This is a genomic window from Streptomyces sp. NPDC020807 (assembly GCF_040641575.1).
Lineage (GTDB): Bacteria > Actinomycetota > Actinomycetes > Streptomycetales > Streptomycetaceae > Streptomyces.
Genome location: NZ_JBFADU010000004.1, coordinates 72,192 through 90,814, shown reverse-complemented (window position 1 = coordinate 90,814; position 18,623 = coordinate 72,192). Strand labels below are relative to the sequence as shown.

Here is an 18,623-nt window from a genome sequence, read left to right as displayed (position 1 = left end):
GGCCGATCGGCATGCTACCTCTTTTCGAGGTGCCTCGAATCGAGGTACATCGAGAAGGGGTATGGGGGCGTCATGGCAGCAGGACGGCAGCACCGTCGCGTACTCGTCCGGCTCGCCGGGCCCGTCTACCTCGAACTCCTCGCCGGGGTCGCCGCCGGGATCATCAACATGCTCTGGGTCGCCCGCCTCGGCGGGGACGCCGTCGCCGCCGTCGCCCTCGCCGGGAACGTCGAGAACCTCCTGCTCGGCGTCGTCCTCATGGCCGCCTCCGGGACCACCGTCCTCGTCGCCCGCGCCCGCGGAGCCGACGATCCCGGCGCCGTCCGCGCCGCCGTCCGAGGCGGTGCCGTGCTCTGCGCGCTCCTCGTGCCGCCCGTCGCCCTCGGCGGATTCCTGTTCCGCGACCCCCTCGCCGCGCTCCTCCTCGGCGGTCAGGACCACCCCGCCCACGCCCTCGCCACCGCCTACTTCGCGATCTCGCTCCCCGGCACGGCCGTCTTCTTCGCCGTCACCGTCCTCGACGGCGTCCTCAAGGGGACGGGCGACACCCGCACGCCCATGCGGCTCGCCTTCCTCGCCAACGGCCTGATCCTCGTGCTCGACCCGCTCCTCATCCAGGCGTACGGGGTCCGGGGCGCCGCCCTCGCGACGGTGGCCGGCCGCTCCTGCGCCCTCGCCGCCGGGCTGCTCGCACTGCGGCGCACCGCGCTCCTGAGAGCCGCGCGCGCCGCGCGCCCCGCCCTGCCGACGGCCGCCGCGGTGCGCCGTACCGCCGCCACCGGCCTGCCCATGGCGGTCGACTTCACGGTCCGGATGGGCGGGGCGCTCGCGCTCGTCTCCGTCGTCGCCCGCCTCGGCGTCACCGAGATCGCCGCCTACGGCATCGCGACCAAGGCCATGTACGTCGCGACCATGGCGTTCTACGCGGTCCGCCAGGCCGCCTCGATCCACACCGCCCATCTCCTCGGGACGGGGAGCGACGAACGGCGGGCCGTCGCCCGGCAGGCCCTGGGCATCGCCGCCGCCCTCGGAGCGGGCGCCGCCGGGCTGCTGTTCCTGGGTGCGGGGCCGGTCATGCGCGCCTTCGGCGCCGACCCGGACGTGGCCGCCGCGGGCGCGCTCTTCCTGCGCTGCCTCGGCCCCTACCTGCTGCTCATGGCCTGCTTCATCGGAGTCGGCGGGGTCTTCGAGGGCAGTGGCGCGGGCCCGTACCTCGCCCGGATCACCGTCGCCGGCGTCCTCGTGCAGCTACCCCTCGCCTACGCGCTGTCCGGCCTCGGACTGGGCGGGATCTGCCTCGCGACGGCCCTCGCCATGGCGGCGCAGTGCGCGGCCATGGCCGTGCTCCACCGCCGTACCGCGGGCGTCCCTCAGCTGGTGCCGGACAAGGCCTTCTCGCGCTCCGGCTGACGGGCCGACAGGGCGGCGGCGGCCTCGGCGAGGCGGGGCTCGGTGATCGTCTGGCGCCACAGGATCCGGCAGGCGATGACGGCGGCCGCGACGAGCAGGCCGTTGCGGGTGAAGAGGATGGCGATGCCCAGCGGGTCGCTCCGCGTCACGTGCGAGAACCACACCGGGAACTCGAACTGCGTGACGGCCGTCGCCCACACCACCAGGTGGACGGGCTTGCGCATCCGGCTCGACCGGAAGGCGAGGCAGACCGCGCCGAGACCGACCAGCCACAGCATGTACTGGGGGGACAGCACCCGGCTCGTCACCGTGAAGAGCAGCACCGCCACGAAGGCCGCGTCGGCGACGGTCGAGGAGGTGAAGCGGGCCGCCTTGATCCGCCACAGCAGGAGCCAGCCGAAGGCGGCGAAGGTGAGCCCGAGGGCGATCGTCGAGACGGTCGGGACGTGCGGGCCGAGGAACTCGATCGAGCCGTAGTTCATCCGCGGCTCGCCCTCCCAGCCGAAGTGCCGGATCACGTGGAAGACCATCGAGCCCAGCGACTCGACCTCCGTGCCCCGGTCCCGCTGGTAGCCGAGGAAGGCGAGCGCCCCCGGCATCCACAGCACGCACAGCAGCAGCGTGGCCGCCGCCGCGCCCGCCGCCGTCGACCAGGAGCGGAAGGTCGCCCGGCCCTTCCGGGTGCCGGCGAGGATCAGCGCGGGCCAGACCTTCAGCACCGCGCCGAAGCCGGCGAGCGCGCCGAGGACGCGCGGGCTCCGGCCGGCCGCGAGGAGCCCCGCGACCGCGACGGCGGTCACCATCACGTCGTACCGGGCGTACGCGGTCGGGCCGAGCAGCGGGACGCCGGCGAGCCAGATCCAGGCGCCGTTCAGGCTCCGGCCCGCCCGGCGGCCGGTGTACAGGAGCAGTCCGAAGACGACCGCGTCGCAGAGGAAGGCGAGGACGAAGAACGCGGAGGCGTACCCGAGGAACGGCAGCACGGCCGGCGCGAGGATCGCGAGGGCCGCGGCCGGCGGGTACTGCCAGGTCACGTCGTCCAGCGGGTAGGTGCCGGTCCTCAGGACGTCGAACCAGCCCTGGTAGATGTGCGAGACGTCGTACGTGACGTCGGGGCCCGGCACGACCACGACCTTGAACACGCACAGCAGCAGGACGACCCGGGTGAGCGCCCAGAGGCCGACCGGAAGCCGCAGACCGTTGCGTGGACCGTTCCTCACCGCGCCGCCCGTCGTCACTGTCGCGTCCTGATCCTGTCGGTCCGCTCGCGCGGAGAGTGGTCGTGCGGGTGGTGGGTGCCATCGCGTCCCGGGACCTGCCATCGCGTACTGTCGGCCACGATGCACAAGACCCTGATCGTAACCAACGACTTCCCGCCACGCCCCGGCGGAATCCAGGCCTTCCTGCACAACATGGCGCTGCGCCTGGATCCCGACCGGATCGTCGTCTACGCCTCCACGTGGAAGCACAGCCGCGAAGGGGTCGAGGCGACGGCCCGGTTCGACGCCGAGCAGCCTTTCACGGTTGTCCGCGATCGCACCACCATGCTGCTGCCCACGCCCCGGGTCACCGCCCGCGCCACCGCGCTCCTGCGCGAGCACGGCTGCGAGTCCGTCTGGTTCGGCGCGGCGGCGCCGCTCGGGCTGATGGGCCCCGCGCTGCGGAAGGCCGGAGCGAAGCGGATCGTCGCCACCACGCACGGGCACGAGGCCGGCTGGGCCCAGCTCCCCGCCGCCCGGCAGCTCCTGCGCCGGATCGGCGAGGGCACGGACACGCTCACCTACCTCGGCGAGTACACCCGCTCCCGGATCGCGGGCGCCCTCACCCCGGCCGCCGCCGGCCGCATGGTCCAGCTGCCGCCGGGCGTCGACGAGAAGACCTTCCACCCCGCGTCCGGCGGCGACGAGGTCCGTGCCCGCCTCGGGCTCACGGACCGGCCCGTCGTCGTCTGCGTCTCCCGGCTCGTCCCGCGCAAGGGCCAGGACACCCTGATCAGGGCCATGCCGCGGATCCTGCGCCAGGTCCCCGACGCGGTCCTCCTGATCGTCGGCGGCGGACCGTACGAGAAGGACCTGCACCGCCTCGCCGCCGAGACCGGCGTGGCCGGGTCGGTACGGTTCACCGGCGCCGTCCCCTGGGGCGAGCTTCCCGCCCACTACGGCGCGGGCGACGTCTTCGCCATGCCCTGCCGCACCCGGCGCGGCGGCCTCGACGTCGAGGGCCTCGGCATCGTCTACCTGGAGGCCTCCGCCACCGGGCTCCCCGTCGTCGCCGGGGACTCCGGCGGCGCCCCCGACGCCGTCCTCGACGGCGAGACCGGCTGGGTCGTCCGCGGCGAGTCCGCCGAGGACACCGCCGACCGCGTCACCACCCTGCTGCTCGACCCCGAGCTCCGCGCCCGCATGGGCGCGCGGGGCCGGGAGTGGGTCGAGGAGAAGTGGCGCTGGGACCTGCTGGCGGAGCGGCTGCGCGAGCTGCTCTGACGGGGGACCGGTGACCTACGGCGAAGGGCCCGGGCGCGTCTCCGCACCCGGGCCCCTTCGCCGTACCCACCGCTACGAGTAGATCGCCTCGATCTCGTCCGCGAAGTCCTTCGCCACCACGTTCCGCTTCAGCTTCAGGGACGGGGTGATGTGGCCCGCCTCCTCCGTGAACTGGGCCGGCAGGATGCGGAACTTGCGGACCGACTCCGCCTTGGAGACCGCCGCGTTGCCGTCGTCGATCGCCCGCTGCACCTCGGCGACGAGCTCCGCGTCCTCGCGCAGCGAGGCCGCCGTCGAACCGGCCGGCTTGCCGTGCTCCGCCGCCCAGCGGCCGAGGAACTCCTCGTCGATGGTGACCAGCGCGCCGACGAACGGACGGCCGTCGCCGACCACCATGCACTCCGCGACGAGCGCGTGCGCCCGGATCCGGTCCTCGATGACCGCCGGGGCGACGTTCTTGCCGCCCGCCGTCACCAGGATCTCCTTCTTGCGGCCGGTGATCGCGAGGTAGCCGTCCTCGTCGAGGGTGCCGATGTCACCCGTGTGGAACCAGCCGTCGGCGAGCGCCTCGGCGGTCGCCGCGGGGTTGTTCCAGTACTCCGTGAAGATGTGCTCGCCGTGCAGCAGCACCTCGCCGTCGTCGGCGATCCGCACCACCGAGCCCGGCAGCGGCTGCCCGACCGTGCCGATCTTCTGGCGGTCCCACGGGTTGAAGGCGGTCGCCGCGCACGACTCCGTCAGGCCGTAGCCCTCCAGGACCGTGAAGCCGATGCCGCGGAAGAAGTGACCGAGCCGCTCGCCCAGCGGGGCGCCGCCGGAGATCGCGAACTCGCCGCGCCCGCCGAGCACCGCCCGCAGCTTGCCGTAGACCAGCTTGTCGAAGAGCTTGTGCTTCAGCTTGAGACCGAGGGACGGGCCCTCGGGGGTGCCGATCGCCCGGCTGTACGCGATGGCCGTGTGCGCGGCCTTGTCGAAGATCTTGCCCTTGCCGTCGGCCTGCGCCTTCGCCCGCGCCGAGTTGTAGACCTTCTCGAAGACGCGCGGCACGCCGAGGATCAGCGTCGGCCGGAACGAGGCCAGCTCGTCGGTGAGGTTCTTGATGTCCGGTACGCAGCCCAGCCGGATCGGCGCCATGATCGACGCGACCTCGACGAGCCGCCCGAAGACGTGCGCGGCCGGCAGGAAGAGCAGGACCGAGCACTCGCCGGTACGGAACAGGGGCTTGAGTCGCGCCACCACGTTGCCGCACTCGGCGAAGAAGGCCCGGTGGGTCAGGACGCAGCCCTTGGGGCGGCCGGTCGTGCCCGAGGTGTAGACGATCGTCGCCGGGTCGTCCGCGTTCGCCGCCGACATGCGCGCGTCGAGCAGCTCGTCCGTGACGTCCGCGCCCTCGGCGGTGAGGCGCGCGACCGCGTCGGCCTCGATCTGCCGGACGCCCTTGAGTGCCGGCAGCTGACCGCGGACCGACTCGACCGAGGCCTCGTGGGCGGCGCTCTCCACGAGCGCGAGGGCGGCGCCCGAGTCGCCGAGGATCCACTGGATCTGCTCCGGCGAGCTGGTCTCGTACACCGGCACGGTCACGCCGCCGGCGCTCCAGATCGCGAAGTCGAGGAGGACCCACTCGTAGCGGGTGCGGGAGAGCAGCGCGACCCGGTCGCCGGGCTCGATGCCCGCGGCGATCAGCCCCTTGGCGACACCGCGGACCTCGGCGAGGAACTGCGTGGCGGTGACGTCCGTCCAGACGCCGTCGACCTTGCGGCCCATCACGGCCACGTCTGGGTGCTGGGAGGCGTTGCGGCGGATGAGATCCGTCAGGTTGCCGTCCGTGGGGACCTCGTACAGGGCCGGAAGGCTGAACTCGCGCAAGACTGCTGCTCCTCATCGGGCGCCGGCGCCACGGCTCTGTGTGATGCGCCGGACTTGTCCATGATCGGGCAGGTGCTCAGTGGGGGTGAGCACGACTGGACCGACCGGACGTTACCCATCGGTAGATGGTTCCGATAGGGGGTCCCGGCCAGATGTTCCGTGCGTCACACATGCGTGACGGCTCTCAGCGCACAGTAATCCACAGGTTTCCCGACTCGGAAGTAACCGCAGGTGACACCCCCTAGGGTGGGCCCATGCGAGTCCATGTGGTCAGTGACGTGCACGGCAACGCCGGAGACCTCGCCGCGGCGGGGGAGGGCGCCGACGCCCTCATATGCCTCGGGGACCTGGTCCTCTTCCTCGACTACGCCGACCACAGCCGCGGGATCTTCCCCGACCTCTTCGGCGTCGAGAACGCCGACCTGATCGTGGAACTGCGCACCGCCCGCCGCTTCGACGAGGCCCGCGACCTGGGCCGTCGCCTCTGGGCCGAGCTCGACGTCGACCGCGACACCGCCATCGAGGCCGCCGTCCGCCGCCAGTACGCCGAGATGTTCGCCGCCTTCCCCGCCCCCACGTACGCCACCTACGGCAACGTCGACATCCCCCGCCTCTGGCCCGAGTACGCCCGCCCCGGCACCACCGTCCTCGACGGACAGCGCGTCGAGCTCGGCGGCCTCACCTTCGGCTTCGTCGGCGGCGGCCTGCAGACCCCGATGCGCACCCCGTTCGAGATCCCGGACGAGGAGTACGCCGCCAAGGTCGAGGCCCTCGGCGACGTCGACGTCCTCTGCACCCACATCCCGCCGGACGTCCCCGAGCTCACCTACGACACCGTCGCCCGCCGCTTCGAGCGCGGCAGCCGCGCCCTCCTCGACGCGATCCGGCGGACCCGGCCCCGGTACGCCCTCTTCGGCCACGTCCACCAGCCGCTCGCCCGGCGGATGCGGATCGGCGCCACCGAGTGCGTCAACGTCGGCCACTTCGCCTCGACCGGCCGGCCCTTCGCCCTGGAGTGGTGACGGGCGCGAGGGCGCGGCGCGATAGCCTTCCGTAGGCACGCCTGTGCCCTTTCCCTTCCCGCCGGACCGCACGTGGAGGAGCCACCGCGATGGCCGAACACACCAGCTCGAGCATCACCATCGAGGCGGCGCCGGCCGACGTCATGGGTGTGATCGCCGACTTCGCCCGCTACCCCGACTGGACGGGCGAGGTGAAGGAGGCCGAGGTCCTGGAGAAGGACGCGGCCGGCCGCGCCGAGAAGGTCCGGCTGCTGCTCGACGCGGGCGCCATCAAGGACGACCACGTCCTCGCGTACACCTGGACCGGCTCCGACGAGGTCAGCTGGACCCTGGTCAAGTCCCAGATGCTCCGCTCCCTCGACGGCTCCTACAAGCTCGCCGACCTGGGCGGCAACCGCACCGAGGTCACCTACCAGCTGACCGTCGACGTCAAGATCCCCATGCTCGGCATGATCAAGCGCAAGGCCGAGAAGGTCATCATCGACCGCGCCCTCGCCGGTCTGAAGAAGCGCGTCGAATCCGGCGTCTGACCGGCCCTGGGACGGTCCGGCGGGCGGCGGTAACGTCCTCCGCATGGAGATCATCCTTGTCACCGGCCCCGGCGGCGCCGGACGCACCACCGTCGCCGCCGCCACCGCCCTCGCCGAGGCACGCGCGGGGCGGCGGGCGCTGCTGGTCTCCGAGGAGGCCGACCCCGCCCTCGCGGGCGACGGCCTGACCCTGCTGCGACCCGAACCCGCCGCCGACTTCCGGCGCGAGTTCCTCGCCCTCCAGGCCCGCTCCGGCGCCGCCCTCGACCTGCTCGGGGCCGCGCCCTTCGAGGAGGCCGAGCTCACCGAGCTCCCCGGCAGCCGTCCGTTCGCCCTGCTCAGGGCCCTCCGCGACGCCGCCGCCGGACCGCACGACCTCGCCGTCGTCGACCTGCCCCCGCTCCCCGAGGCGCTCGCCCTGCTCGCCCTGCCCGAGCAGCTCCGCCGCTACCTGCGCCGCCTCCTGCCCCCCGAGCGGCAGGCCGCCCGCGCCCTGCGCCCCATGCTCGCCCAGCTCGCCGGGGTCCCGATGCCCGCGCAGTGGCTGTACGAGACCACCGCGCGCTGGGAGACCGAACTCGCCGCCGCCCAGGCCGTCGTCGACGCCCCCACCACCCGTGTCCGGCTCGTGCTCGAACCCGGGCCCGCCGCCGCCCGCGCCCTGCGCACCGCCCGGCTCGGCCTCGCCCTCCAGGGCCTCGCCCTCGACTCCGTCGTCGCCAACCGGCTGCTGCCCGGGGACCCCGACGCCACGGCCGACCCCTGGCTCGCCGGGCTCACCGCCCGGCAGCACCGGCACCTCGCGGAGCTCCGTACCGCCGTCGGCGTCGTGCACGAGCTGCCGCACCTCGGCCGGGACCCGCACGGGGCCGACGACCTCGCCCTCCTCGCGCCCGTCCCACCCGCGCCGCGCGAGCCCGGCCCCGTACCCGTCCGCGAGATCGAGGACCGGCGGGCCGAGGACGGCGTCCTCGTCTGGCACATCCCGCTGCCCGGCGCGGTGAAGGAGGAGCTCTCCCTCGTCCGCAGGGGCGACGAACTGCTCCTCGCCGTCGGACCGTTCCGCCGCCACCTCGCCCTGCCGGGAGCCCTGCGCCGCTGCACCGTGAGCGGCGCCGGACTCGTCGACGGGGACCTGCGGGTCCGCTTCACCCCGGACCCGGGACTCTGGCCGCGCACCCCCTGAGGGCGTGTACCGTCGAAGTACCTGCCACGGAGGAGTACGCCATGAGCGAATCGGACGCCTGGGCCCGGGCGTGCGCCGAGGACCTGGAGGCGGAGAAGGCCCGCCGCCGCGCGGAGCGGGGCGCCGAGCCCGGCTCCGCCGCCGAGGAGTTCCGCAAGCTGTTCGACGCCGTCGCCGGGAAGATCACCGAGGGGCTCGGCGGGACCGCCGGACCCCTGCTCGGCCTCGGGGGACAGACCGTCCAGCAGTTCGTCAGCCAGGCGAAGGCCGCCGTCGAGCCCGTCATCGAGCGCAACCCGCAGGTCTTCGACCACCTCGCCGCCGCCGGGAGCGAACTCCTCGCCGCCTACCGCTCCGCCGTCGAGGGCCACGAGACCCGCTGGACCCGCGGCGGGACCGTCGAGGAGGACGACCCGCGCCGCGAGGCCGGGGGCGCCCGCCGCGAGGGCTCCGGCGACTCCCGCGAGGACTCCCGAGGCGACTTCGGCGGGGGCTCCCGTGGCGACTCCCGCGAGGACTCCCGCGGAGGCTCCCGGGACGACGACGAGGGCCCCGCGAGCGGCGAGCACATCGACCTTGACTGATCAGTAGCCGCCTCCCCCTCGGGTACGGTGGGCCCTAGCGGGGCTCGACCGAAAACTGAGGGACACATGGGACTCACCATCGGCGTCGACATCGGCGGCACGAAGATCGCGGCCGGCGTGGTCGACGAGGACGGCAAGATCCTCGACACGCACAAGGTGCCCACCCCGCCGACCCCCGAAGGCATCGTCGACGCGATCAGCGCCGCGGTCTCCGAGGCCGGCAAGGGGCACACGATCGAGGCCGTCGGCATCGGTGCCGCCGGCTACGTCGACGACAAGCGCGCCACCGTCCTCTTCGCGCCGAACATCGACTGGCGGCACGAGCCGCTGAAGGACAAGGTCGAGCAGCGCGTCGGCCTCCCCGTCGTCGTGGAGAACGACGCCAACGCGGCGGCCTGGGGCGAGTACAGGTTCGGCGCGGGGCAGGGCCACGAGGACGTCATCTGCATCACCCTCGGCACCGGCCTCGGCGGCGGCATCATCATCGGCAACAAGCTGCGCCGCGGACGCTTCGGCGTCGCCGCCGAGTTCGGCCACATCCGGGTCGTCCCCGACGGCCTGCTCTGCGGCTGCGGCAGCCAGGGCTGCTGGGAGCAGTACGCCTCCGGGCGCGCCCTCGTGCGGTACGCGAAGCAGCGCGCCCTCGCCACCCCCGAGCGGGCGGAGATCCTGCTCGGCCTCGGCGACGGCACCCCCGAGGGCATCGAGGGCCGCCACGTCAGCCAGGCCGCCCGCGCGGGCGACCCGGTCGCCGTCGACTCCTTCCGCGAGCTCGCCCGCTGGGCGGGCGCCGGCCTCGCCGACCTGGCCTCGCTCTTCGACCCGTCGGCGTTCATCGTCGGCGGCGGCGTCTCGGACGAGGGCGACCTCGTCCTCGACCCGATCCGCTCGTCCTTCCGGCGCTGGCTGATCGGCGGCAAGTGGCGTCCGCACGCCCAGGTCCTCGCGGCCCAGCTCGGCAACAAGGCCGGACTGGTCGGCGCGGCGGACCTGGCCCGCCAGGGCTGACGCCCGGCCCGCCCGGCACACGGATACGCCGACCGCCCGTCGCGTCCTCTGGGACCCGGCGGGCGGTCGGCGTATGTTGCCGGACATGGCGATCAGCGAGCTGCCCGAGCTGCCCGACCTGCCCGACCTGCCCGACTCCCGCACCGAGGCCGACGGTTCGGCCGTCCTGAGGGTCCTCAGCTACAACATCCGCTCGATGCGGGACGACGAGGACGCCCTCGCCCGGGTCATCAGGGCGTGCGCGCCGGACGTCGTCTTCGCCCAGGAGGCCCCGCGCTTCTTCCGCTGGCGCAAGCACGCGGCCCGGCTCGCCGCGAAGAGCGAGCTCGTCATGCTGAGCGGCGGCGCCACCGCGGCGGGACCGCTGCTGCTCTGCTCCCTGCGGGCCACCGTGGAGCGCACCGAGGACGTCCTGCTGCCCCGCACCCCGGGCCTGCACCGCCGGGGCCTCGCGACCGCCGTCGTGCGCTTCGCCGGGGCCAGGGTCGGGCTGATCAGCTGCCACCTGAGCCTCGCGAAGGACGAGCGGTACGCCCAGGCCGGCCTGGTCCTCGAACGGGTCGCCGCCCTGGGAACCCCGTACACCCTGGTCGCCGGCGACCTGAACGAGCGCCCCGGCGGCCCGGCCTTCACCCGCCTCGGCACACGGCTGCGGGACGGCTGGACGGAACGCCCCTGGGGCGGCGAGAACACCTGGCCCCCGAGCGCCCCGGACCGCCGGATCGACGCGATCCTGGCCACCCCGGGCGTCGAGTTCCTCGGCTGCGGGGTCCCCCAGCACCTCGACCCCACCGACCTGAGAACGGCAACGGACCACCTGCCGGTACTGGCGGCGGTCCGTGTGCCCGCGACGGCCTGACGGCGCCCCGCCTCCGGCCGGAGCCCCCGGCACCGTGGCCGGCGGACGGAGTCCGGCGCAGCCGACCGAAGCCCGGGAGGTGCCCTCGGCACCGAGCGGTGCGAGGGCGGCGTCGGGAGGTTCTGCCCACCTGCCGGTACCGGCGGCGATCCGTGTGCCCGCGGCGGCCTGACGGGGACTTCTGGGGTTACACCACCGCGCCGCGGCCCGGGTCGTCGAAGCCGTCGTCGTCCTCGTCGTCGTGCTTCATGCGCGCGACGAGGGTCGCGAAGCCGCCCAGGAAGCCGCCGACGCAGACCGTCGTCAGCCACCACGTCATGTCCCACTGGAGCAGGACGGCCAGCAGCATCAGCACCGGGCCGCCGACCACGCCGAGCCAGGCGAACTTGGTCGTGGCGTCGGCCTCCGGCAGCGGCGGGGGCTCCGGCGGCACGAAGTGGCCCTCGTCGGAGCCGCCGGGGCCGTCCTCGGGCTCGGCCGGGGTGTAGTCCCGGGGGCCGGTCGGCCGCACCCCGGGGGCGAAGACGACGGAGCTGCCGAGCGCGGGCTTGCCCGTACCGGCCTCGGGCCTGTCGTCGGGGGCGGTCTCGGCGCCGGCGTCCGGGGCGGCGTCAGCGGCGGCGTCCGGGGCGGTGTCGGCGGCGGGGTCCGCGGCGGAGCCGGTACCGGGACCGGAGTCTCCGGCGGCGGGCTTCCGCAGGCCGCCCTCCGACTTCCACGTGCCCGTCCCCGGCTTCGCCGGGCCCACGTTCCCCCCTCCGGCCTCGTCCTCGTCCTCCGGTTCCGGCAGCGACAAGGTCTCGATCGGGCGGTACGGCCTCGCCCCCGGAGGGTCCGCGGGCTCCTCCCCGTACCCGGCGACGATCGCGGCCCAGGCCGCCTCCTCGTCGATGGGCTGTGGTTCCCGCTCGCCGCCGTCCTGCTGATCAGCCACCGCTGCTGCTCCTCTTCCCCTGGGTCCCCTCGACCGGAAGCGTGGTGAGCCGCTGGACGAACGCCCAGCTCTCCTCGAAGATCCGCTCCGCGTCATGGTCCAACGTCGCGACGTGGTAGCTCTGTTCCAGCAGGACCTCCCTGACGTCCGTCGAGGAGACCCGGCTCAGGATCCGGGCCGAGTCGGCCGGCGGCACCACGTGGTCCTGCGGGCTGTGCAGCAGGAGCAGCGGCTGCGTGACCCGCGGCAGCTCCGCGTCCACCGTCCGGAAGAACCGCCGCAGCGAGTGCGCCGCGTGCAGCGGCACCCGCTCGTAGCCGACCTCCGTCACGCCCTCCTTCGCGATGTCGCTCGCGATGCCCGCGGTCGTACGGACCAGGTGGCGGGCGACCGGCAGCGCGTGCGCGGCGAGGCCGTGCACCTTGTTGCCCGGGTTGACGAGGACGAGGCCGCGCACCGCGTCGCCGTGCTGGGCGGCGAGGTGCAGCGAGAGCGCGCCGCCCATGGAGAGCCCGAAGACGAAGACGGTCTCGCAGGTGGCCAGGAGCTCGCGCAGGGCCCGGTCGACCTCCGCGTACCAGTCGTGCCAGGTGGTGAGCGCCATGTCCTCCCAGCGGGTGCCGTGGCCGGGCAGCAGCGGCACCGACACCGAGAGACCGCGCTCCGCGAGGTACTCGGCCCAGGGGCGCATGGACTGCGGGGAACCGGTGAATCCGTGACAGAGAAGGACGCCGACCTCTCCGCCTTCATGGCGGTACGGCTCGGCTCCGGGAAGGACCGGCACCGGGGTCTCCTGTTCGCTCGCGACTCCGGCGTCTTCGAGTGCGCCGGAGCGACGGAATATGGGGGAAGGACCTTCACGGTACGCGACCGGAAGGACACCGACCAGGGCCGTAGCGGGGGCCGTGGGCCGGCACGGGATAAAGTCGTCGCGACGGCACACGGAAGGCTTGGCGAGTTGATCTACGGCGCAATGAAGTTCTCCATCGGAGGGTCCCTGAAGCTTGCCTTCCGGCCCTGGGTCGAGGGCTTGGAGAACGTTCCCGCCGAGGGTCCCGCGATCCTGGCGAGCAACCACCTGTCGTTCTCGGACTCCTTCTTCCTCCCCGCCGTCCTCGACCGCAAGGTCACCTTCATCGCCAAGGCCGAGTACTTCACCTCGCCGGGCGTGAAGGGCAAGCTCACCGCCGCCTTCTTCAAGGGCGTCGGCCAGCTCCCCGTCGACCGCTCGGGCGCCCGCGGCGCCGGCGAGGCGGCGATCAAGGCCGGCATCGAGGTCATCGAGAAGGGCGGGCTCTTCGGGATCTACCCCGAGGGCACCCGCTCGCCCGACGGCCGCCTCTACCGCGGCAAGCCCGGCGGTCTCGCGCGCGTGGCCCTGGCCACCGGCGCGCCCGTGATCCCGGTCGCGATGATCGACACGGAGAAGATCCAGCCGCCCGGCAAGGTCGTCCCGAAGCTGATGCGCCCGGGGATCAGGATCGGCAAGCCGCTGGACTTCTCGCGGTACCAGGGCATGGACGGGGACCGGTTCATCCTCCGCTCGGTGACCGACGAGGTCATGTACGAGATCATGAAGCTGTCCGGCCAGGAGTACGTCGACATCTACGCGACCGCCGCCAAGCGGCAGATCGCGGAGGCGGAGAAGGCGGCCAAGGAGGCCGTCAAGGCCGAGATCGCGGCGCGGGAGGAGTCCGGCGCGTAAGCAGGAGGCGGTCCTCCCCGGCCGGGGGCAGGAGGCGGTCCTCCCCGGCCGGGTGCGTCCGGGGGTTTTCCAGGGGTTTTCCAGGGGGTGGGGGAGATGGCCAAGCGCGAGCGTGTCGTGCGCATGTCGGTCGAGCAGCCGTTGTGGCGGGCGCTGACCGGCTACCGCGTCCTGACGATGGGGTACGCGGTCCTCCTCTTCGCCCTGGACCCCGGGAAGTACGAGCGGCCCTGGGTCGCCGTCGGCTATCTCGCGGTCCTCTGCGTCTGGACCCTCGCGACGCTCCCCAAGGTCGCCAACGCCGCCGGCTGCACCAAGCGCTTCCTCGGCGCCGACCTCGCCGTCGCGCTCGTCGGCATCCTCCTGACCCCGTTCGTCGACGCCCAGGCCCAGCAGATCGACGGCCCCACCCTGCCGTCGATATGGACCGCGGGCTCCGTCCTCGCGTACGCCCTCAAGGGCGGCTGGCGCTGGGCCGCGATCGCCTCCACCCTCGTCGCCTTCGCCAACATCGTCGAACGCGGCCACCCCAGCCGGGACACCGTCCACAACGTGCTGCTCGTCTGGGTCGCCTCCATCGCCATCGGGTACGTCGTCGAGGTCGCCCGCGCCTCCGAGCGCACCCTCGCCCGCGCCCTGGAGATCGAGGCCGCCACCCGCGAGCGGGAGCGGCTCGCCCGGGACATCCACGACAGCGTCCTCCAGGTGCTCGCGATGGTGAAGCGGCGCGGTACGGAGATGGGCGGCGAGGCCGCAGTGATCGCCCGCATGGCGGGAGAGCAGGAGATCGCGCTCCGCACCCTCGTCGCCGGCGGCCTGGTCCGGCCGAGCTTCGCCTCCGAGGACGAGTCCGAGGGGGCCGTGGTGCGGGTCGTCGAGGAGGCGGACGACCCGGACGACGACTCGCCGGTCGACCTGCGCGTGCTGCTCGCCCCGCGGGCCGGGGCCCGGGTCACCCTCTCCGAGCCGGGCGCGCCGGTCCTCCTCCCGGGCCCCGGGGCCCGGGAGCTCGCGGCCGCCGTCGGCGCCGCCCTGGACAACGTCCGGGTGCACGCGGGGGAGGACGCGCAGGCGTGGATCCTCGTCGAGGACTGGCCGGACGAGGTCATCGTGACCGTACGGGACGACGGCCCCGGCATCCCGGAGGGCCGCCTCGCGGAGGCCGCGGGCGAGGGCCGGATGGGGGTCGCGCTCTCCATCCAGGGCAGGCTGCGGGACCTCGGCGGCACGGCCGAGGTGATCTCGGTCCCGGGGCAGGGCACGGAAGTCGAACTGAAGGTTCCACGGGGCAAGGCAGGGCAGGGGAAATGAGCGAGCAACAGCAGCGGATCACGGTGATGGTCGTCGACGACCACCCGATGTGGCGGGACGCGGTCGCCCGTGACCTGGCGGAGGCGGGCTTCGACGTGGTCGCCACGGCGGGCGACGGCGAGCAGGCCGTGCGCCGGGCGACGGCGGTCACGCCGGACGTCCTGGTCCTCGACCTGAACCTGCCGGTCAAGCCCGGCGTCCAGGTCTGCAAGGAGCTCGTCGGCGCCCGGCCGGGGCTGCGGGTCCTGGTCCTCTCGGCGAGCGGCGAGCACGCGGACGTCCTGGAGGCGGTCAAGTCCGGCGCCACGGGCTACCTCCTCAAGTCGGCCAGTACGGAGGAGCTCATCGACGCCGTGCGGCGGACGGCCGTGGGCGACGCGGTCTTCACGCCGGGCCTCGCCGGTCTCGTCCTCGGCGAGTACCGCCGTCTCGCCTCCGAGCCCGCCTCGGCGGGCGGCGCCGACGAGCCGGAGGCCCCGCGGCTGACCGACCGGGAGACGGAGGTCCTGCGGCTCGTCGCCAAGGGCCTCAGCTACAAGCAGATCGCCGAACGCCTGGTGATCTCGCACCGCACGGTCCAGAACCACGTGCAGAACACGCTCGGGAAGCTCCAGCTGCACAACCGCGTGGAGCTCGTCCGGTACGCCATCGAGCGGGGTCTCGACGACGCGTGACGCCGTCCTGAGGAGGGGCCCGCGCCGGGCGTGGCGCCCGGGAGGGCCGTATATTCGCGATATCCGGACAGAACCGTGAACATGCGGCCCATCGGCATCTCAAGGGGAAACCCGTGGAAATCCTGGCATTCGGCGTACAGGCGGACGAGAAGCCCCTGATCGAGAAGGCGTTCGAGGGGCACCATGACGTCCGCTGCCTTGACGTCTTCCTCACCGAGGACACCGCGCCCATCGCGGCCGGCTACGAGATCGTCTCCACCAGCGTCAACGCCAGCCTCGACCACAAGGTCCTCCAGACGCTCGCCGCCGGCGGCACCCAGATGATCGCCCAGCGCTCCACGGGCTTCAACAACATCGACCTGGAGGTCGCCGAGCGCCTCGGCCTCACCGTCGCCCGCGTCTCCTACTACTCGCCGTACTCCGTCGCCGAGTTCGCCTGGACACTCGCGATGGCCGTCAACCGCCGCATCGTCCGCGCCTCCAACCGGACCCGCGACTTCGACTTCCGCCTCGACGGCCTGATGGGCCGTGACCTGCGGGGCCGTACCGTCGGCGTCCTGGGCACCGGCAAGATCGGCGAGGCCTTCACCCGGATCGCCCACGGCTTCGGCATGAACCTGCTCGGCTGGGACGTCGCCGAGAACCCCGCCTGCGTCGAACTCGGCATGAAGTACGTCGACAAGGAGCGGCTCTTCACCGAGGCCGACCTCATCAGCCTCCACGTGCCGCTGCTCCCCGCCACCCAGCACATCATCGACGCCGCCGCCCTGAAGGCCATGAAGGACGACGTCATCCTGGTGAACTCCAGCCGCGGCGGACTCGTCGACACCGAGGCCCTCGTCACCGAGCTCCGCAGGGGCCGCTTCGCCGGGGTCGGCCTCGACGTGTACGAGGCCGAGGCCGGGCTCTTCTTCCTCGACAAGTCCCTGGAGGTCGTCGAGGACGACACCCTGGCCCGCCTGGTCACCTTCCCCAACGTCGTGGTGACCTCGCACCAGGCGTACTACACGGTGGACGCGGTGGGCCAGATCATCGACACCACGGTCCAGAACGTCCTCAACTACACCGCGGGGCGGCGCGACGAGAACGTCCTGGTACCGAGGGCCTGAGCGCCTGCTTCAGACCAGCACCCCGGCGAGGAGCGAGGCCGTCAGGGCCGCGCCCTCCAGCGTCAGCACCGACTCGGGGTGGAACTGCACGCCCGCGAAGCCCGGCCCGCGCAGGGCGTGCACCTCGCCCGTCTCCGCGTCCCGGCTGACCTCGATCCGGTGCAGCGCCAGCTCCGTCGCCGACCGGTCGTCGCAGCGGGCCGTGAAGCTGTTGTAGAAGCCGACCGTCCGCTCCTGCCCGAAGAGGTCGATCCGCAGTTGGGCCCCCTGGAACGGGGTCCGCTTGCGGACGATCTCCAGGCCCAGTTCGGCCGCGATCAGCTCGTGCCCCAGGCAGACGCCGAGCAGCCCGTGCCGGTGGTCCCGGACGAGCTCCGCCGTCAGCCCGCGCAGGAAGCGCATCTTCGGGTCGGCCGCGTCCGCCGGGTTCCCCGGGCCGGGGCCCAGCACGACCGGCCCCTCGTGGGCGAGCGCCAGCTCCCGCAGCCCCGGCTCGTCGTAGCGCAGCACCGACACGTCGAGGCCGGAGGAGCGCAGCACGTGCGCGAGCATCGCCGTGAAGGTGTCCTCGGCGTCGATGACCAGGGCGTGCCCCGACAGCTCCGCCGAGCGGGCCTGCATCTTCAGCCAGAACGGCGCGAGGTCGGCCCGGCGCCCGTCCAGGGCGGCCCGCACCCGCGGGTCGTCGGCGAGCCGGGGCGCCGCCGGGGCGCCGTCGTCGGCCGGCCGGCTCTCCCGGACCCCGAGCGCGGTGAGGATCCCGGCCGCCTTCGCGTGGGTCTCGGCGACCTCGCTGTCCGGGTCCGAGTGGCGGACGAGGGTGGCGCCGACGGGCACCCGCAGCCTCCCGTCCGCCGCGATGTCCGCCGTACGGATCAGGATCGGGGAGTCGAGCGTCTGCGCGCCGCTGTCGTCCGTGCCGAGCAGCGCGAGCGCCCCCGCGTAGTAGCCGCGTCCGCCGGCCTCGTGACGCTCGATCACCCGGCAGGCGTTCTGCACCGGCGAGCCCGTCACGGTCGCCGCGAACATCGTCTCCCGCAGCACCTCGCGGACGTCCAGCGAGGACCGCCCGCGCAACTCGTACTCGGTGTGCGCGAGATGGGCCATCTCCTTCAGCCGCGGCCCGATGACGACCCCGCCCATGTCGCCGACCGTGCACATCATCTTGAGCTCCTCGTCGACGACCATCGACAGCTCCTCGGTCTCCTTGCGGTCGGCGAGGAAGGCGAGCAGGTCGTCGGCGGTCGGCGCGACCCCGGCCGGGTAGCGGTACGTGCCGCTGATCGGGTTCATGACGACCGTCCCGCCCGACATCCTGACGTGCACCTCGGGGCTCGCGCCGACGAGCGTCCGGTCGCCGGTGTGGACGACGTACGTCCAGTACGCGCCCCGCTCGCCCGCGAGCAGCCGCCGGAAGAGGGCCAGGGCGTCGGCCCGGCCGAAGCCGGGGATCTCGCCGGTGTAGGTCCGGCGGATGACGAAGTTCGCCCCCTCGCCCGAACCGATCTCCTCCTCGATGACCCGGCGCACGGTCCCCGCGTACTCCTCGTCGGAGACGTCGAACCCGCCGCCCTCGACGCGCACGTCGTGCGACGGGAGCTGCGCGAGCGCCTCGGCGAGCGGCAGCTCGTACGCCTCGTCGGCGACGAGCACGGAGAGCGGGGTCCCGTCGTCGCGGACGTCGAAGCCGCGCTCCCTGATCTGCCGGAACGGCACGAGCGCGAGCGTCGGCAGCGGGCCGACGGGCAGCTCCGCCAGCCGCTCGGCCTCGTGGACCCGGCCGACCAGGACCTCGACGGTGTCGTGGTCGCGGCCGGGGGTGCGGCGGCGGATCAGGGCGAACGGGGGGCAGGAGTCGTCGAGGAGACGGGAGAGGTCCACGGTGTGGTTGTTCCTTCCATGATCTGAGATCTGTGGAGAGGAACGGCCCCGGGTACGAGAA

The 18,623-nt window shown here is 73.4% G+C and carries 17 protein-coding genes; 12 read left to right on the top strand and 5 right to left on the bottom strand.

Annotation, left to right across the window (positions count from 1 at the left end):
• Positions 1–72: 72 nt before the first annotated feature.
• Positions 73–1,410: an MATE family efflux transporter gene (locus AB0G79_RS08250; RefSeq protein WP_360802084.1), complete on the top strand. Its 1,338-nt coding sequence runs from the start codon at positions 73–75 to the stop codon at positions 1,408–1,410.
• Here the strand turns inward: AB0G79_RS08250 and AB0G79_RS08245 are convergent.
• Positions 1,371–2,630 carry a glycosyltransferase 87 family protein gene (locus tag AB0G79_RS08245; RefSeq protein ID WP_360802082.1) on the bottom strand — a complete coding sequence of 420 codons (1,260 nt, stop codon included), beginning with the start codon at positions 2,628–2,630 and terminating at the stop codon, positions 1,371–1,373. The genes AB0G79_RS08250 and AB0G79_RS08245 overlap by 40 nt on opposite strands.
• A 120-nt stretch (positions 2,631–2,750) precedes the next feature.
• On the opposite strand from AB0G79_RS08245, the gene AB0G79_RS08240 reads away from it, so the two are divergent.
• Positions 2,751–3,893 (top strand): glycosyltransferase family 4 protein, encoded by a 1,143-nt coding sequence (locus AB0G79_RS08240; protein ID WP_360802079.1) that lies wholly within the window; start codon positions 2,751–2,753, stop codon positions 3,891–3,893.
• Positions 3,894–3,965: 72 nt separating this feature from the next.
• Here the strand turns inward: AB0G79_RS08240 and AB0G79_RS08235 are convergent, their stop codons facing one another.
• Positions 3,966–5,759, bottom strand: coding sequence for an AMP-dependent synthetase/ligase (locus tag AB0G79_RS08235; protein WP_360802076.1), 1,794 nt, complete (start codon positions 5,757–5,759; stop codon positions 3,966–3,968).
• A 254-nt stretch (positions 5,760–6,013) separates the two neighbouring features.
• Here AB0G79_RS08235 and AB0G79_RS08230 point away from each other — a divergent pair, with 254 nt between their 5' ends.
• The 6 genes from AB0G79_RS08230 (at position 6,014) to AB0G79_RS08205 (ending at position 10,948) form a co-directional block, all read left to right on the top strand.
• Entirely contained in the window at positions 6,014–6,781 is a 768-nt protein-coding gene (locus AB0G79_RS08230) for a metallophosphoesterase (protein ID WP_360802073.1), read from the top strand.
• An 89-nt stretch (positions 6,782–6,870) separates the two neighbouring features.
• A complete protein-coding gene (locus AB0G79_RS08225) occupies positions 6,871–7,311 on the top strand; it encodes an SRPBCC family protein (RefSeq protein ID WP_360802070.1) in 441 nt (146 codons plus the stop codon).
• Positions 7,312–7,354: 43 nt separating this feature from the next.
• Positions 7,355–8,497, top strand: a complete 1,143-nt coding sequence (locus tag AB0G79_RS08220) for an ArsA-related P-loop ATPase (RefSeq protein ID WP_360802067.1) — start codon at positions 7,355–7,357, stop codon at positions 8,495–8,497.
• 41 nt (positions 8,498–8,538) lie between these two features.
• On the top strand, positions 8,539–9,081 hold the full coding sequence (locus AB0G79_RS08215; protein ID WP_360802064.1) for a DUF5304 domain-containing protein: 543 nt from the start codon (positions 8,539–8,541) through the stop codon (positions 9,079–9,081).
• Positions 9,082–9,147: 66 nt separating this feature from the next.
• Entirely contained in the window at positions 9,148–10,089 is a 942-nt protein-coding gene (locus tag AB0G79_RS08210) for an ROK family glucokinase (RefSeq protein WP_360802061.1), read from the top strand.
• Positions 10,090–10,174: 85 nt separating this feature from the next.
• The gene (locus AB0G79_RS08205; protein WP_360802058.1) at positions 10,175–10,948 is read left to right on the top strand and encodes an endonuclease/exonuclease/phosphatase family protein; all 774 of its coding nucleotides are present in this window, start codon (positions 10,175–10,177) and stop codon (positions 10,946–10,948) included.
• Between the two features lie 187 nt (positions 10,949–11,135).
• Here AB0G79_RS08205 and AB0G79_RS08200 read toward each other — a convergent pair whose 3' ends face one another.
• Both AB0G79_RS08200 and AB0G79_RS08195 read right to left on the bottom strand, forming a co-directional pair.
• Positions 11,136–11,882 (bottom strand): hypothetical protein, encoded by a 747-nt coding sequence (locus AB0G79_RS08200; protein ID WP_360802055.1) that lies wholly within the window; start codon positions 11,880–11,882, stop codon positions 11,136–11,138.
• Positions 11,875–12,666, bottom strand: coding sequence for an alpha/beta fold hydrolase (locus AB0G79_RS08195; protein WP_360802052.1), 792 nt, complete (start codon positions 12,664–12,666; stop codon positions 11,875–11,877). Before AB0G79_RS08195 ends, AB0G79_RS08200 begins: the two co-directional genes overlap by 8 nt.
• Before the next feature lie 189 nt (positions 12,667–12,855).
• On the opposite strand from AB0G79_RS08195, the gene AB0G79_RS08190 reads away from it, so the two are divergent.
• The 4 genes from AB0G79_RS08190 to AB0G79_RS08175 all read left to right on the top strand — a co-directional run bounded on the left by AB0G79_RS08190 (position 12,856) and on the right by AB0G79_RS08175 (position 16,681).
• Positions 12,856–13,587 (top strand): lysophospholipid acyltransferase family protein, encoded by a 732-nt coding sequence (locus AB0G79_RS08190; protein ID WP_360802049.1) that lies wholly within the window; start codon positions 12,856–12,858, stop codon positions 13,585–13,587.
• 96 nt (positions 13,588–13,683) lie between these two features.
• Positions 13,684–14,898 (top strand): DUF5931 domain-containing protein, encoded by a 1,215-nt coding sequence (locus AB0G79_RS08185; protein ID WP_360802046.1) that lies wholly within the window; start codon positions 13,684–13,686, stop codon positions 14,896–14,898.
• Positions 14,895–15,572, top strand: a complete 678-nt coding sequence (locus tag AB0G79_RS08180) for a response regulator transcription factor (RefSeq protein WP_360802043.1) — start codon at positions 14,895–14,897, stop codon at positions 15,570–15,572. The genes AB0G79_RS08185 and AB0G79_RS08180 overlap by 4 nt, the downstream gene beginning before the upstream one ends.
• 113 nt (positions 15,573–15,685) lie before the next feature.
• Positions 15,686–16,681, top strand: a complete 996-nt coding sequence (locus AB0G79_RS08175; protein WP_360802040.1) for a 2-hydroxyacid dehydrogenase — start codon at positions 15,686–15,688, stop codon at positions 16,679–16,681.
• A gap of 9 nt (positions 16,682–16,690) precedes the next feature.
• Here AB0G79_RS08175 and AB0G79_RS08170 read toward each other — a convergent pair whose 3' ends face one another.
• Positions 16,691–18,562, bottom strand: a complete 1,872-nt coding sequence (locus AB0G79_RS08170) for an anthranilate synthase family protein (RefSeq protein ID WP_360802037.1) — start codon at positions 18,560–18,562, stop codon at positions 16,691–16,693.
• Positions 18,563–18,623: the final 61 nt, after the last annotated feature.

Coding starts and splice junctions, on each gene's coding strand:
- AB0G79_RS08220 (WP_360802067.1), top strand. CDS start 7,355: ATGGAGATCATCCTTGTCACCGGCCCCGGCGGCGCCGGACGCACCACC.
- AB0G79_RS08240 (WP_360802079.1), top strand. CDS start 2,751: ATGCACAAGACCCTGATCGTAACCAACGACTTCCCGCCACGCCCCGGC.
- AB0G79_RS08230 (WP_360802073.1), top strand. CDS start 6,014: ATGCGAGTCCATGTGGTCAGTGACGTGCACGGCAACGCCGGAGACCTC.
- AB0G79_RS08250 (WP_360802084.1), top strand. CDS start 73: ATGGCAGCAGGACGGCAGCACCGTCGCGTACTCGTCCGGCTCGCCGGG.
- AB0G79_RS08180 (WP_360802043.1), top strand. CDS start 14,895: ATGAGCGAGCAACAGCAGCGGATCACGGTGATGGTCGTCGACGACCAC.
- AB0G79_RS08215 (WP_360802064.1), top strand. CDS start 8,539: ATGAGCGAATCGGACGCCTGGGCCCGGGCGTGCGCCGAGGACCTGGAG.
- AB0G79_RS08225 (WP_360802070.1), top strand. CDS start 6,871: ATGGCCGAACACACCAGCTCGAGCATCACCATCGAGGCGGCGCCGGCC.
- AB0G79_RS08210 (WP_360802061.1), top strand. CDS start 9,148: ATGGGACTCACCATCGGCGTCGACATCGGCGGCACGAAGATCGCGGCC.
- AB0G79_RS08185 (WP_360802046.1), top strand. CDS start 13,684: ATGGCCAAGCGCGAGCGTGTCGTGCGCATGTCGGTCGAGCAGCCGTTG.
- AB0G79_RS08190 (WP_360802049.1), top strand. CDS start 12,856: ATGAAGTTCTCCATCGGAGGGTCCCTGAAGCTTGCCTTCCGGCCCTGG.
- AB0G79_RS08205 (WP_360802058.1), top strand. CDS start 10,175: ATGGCGATCAGCGAGCTGCCCGAGCTGCCCGACCTGCCCGACCTGCCC.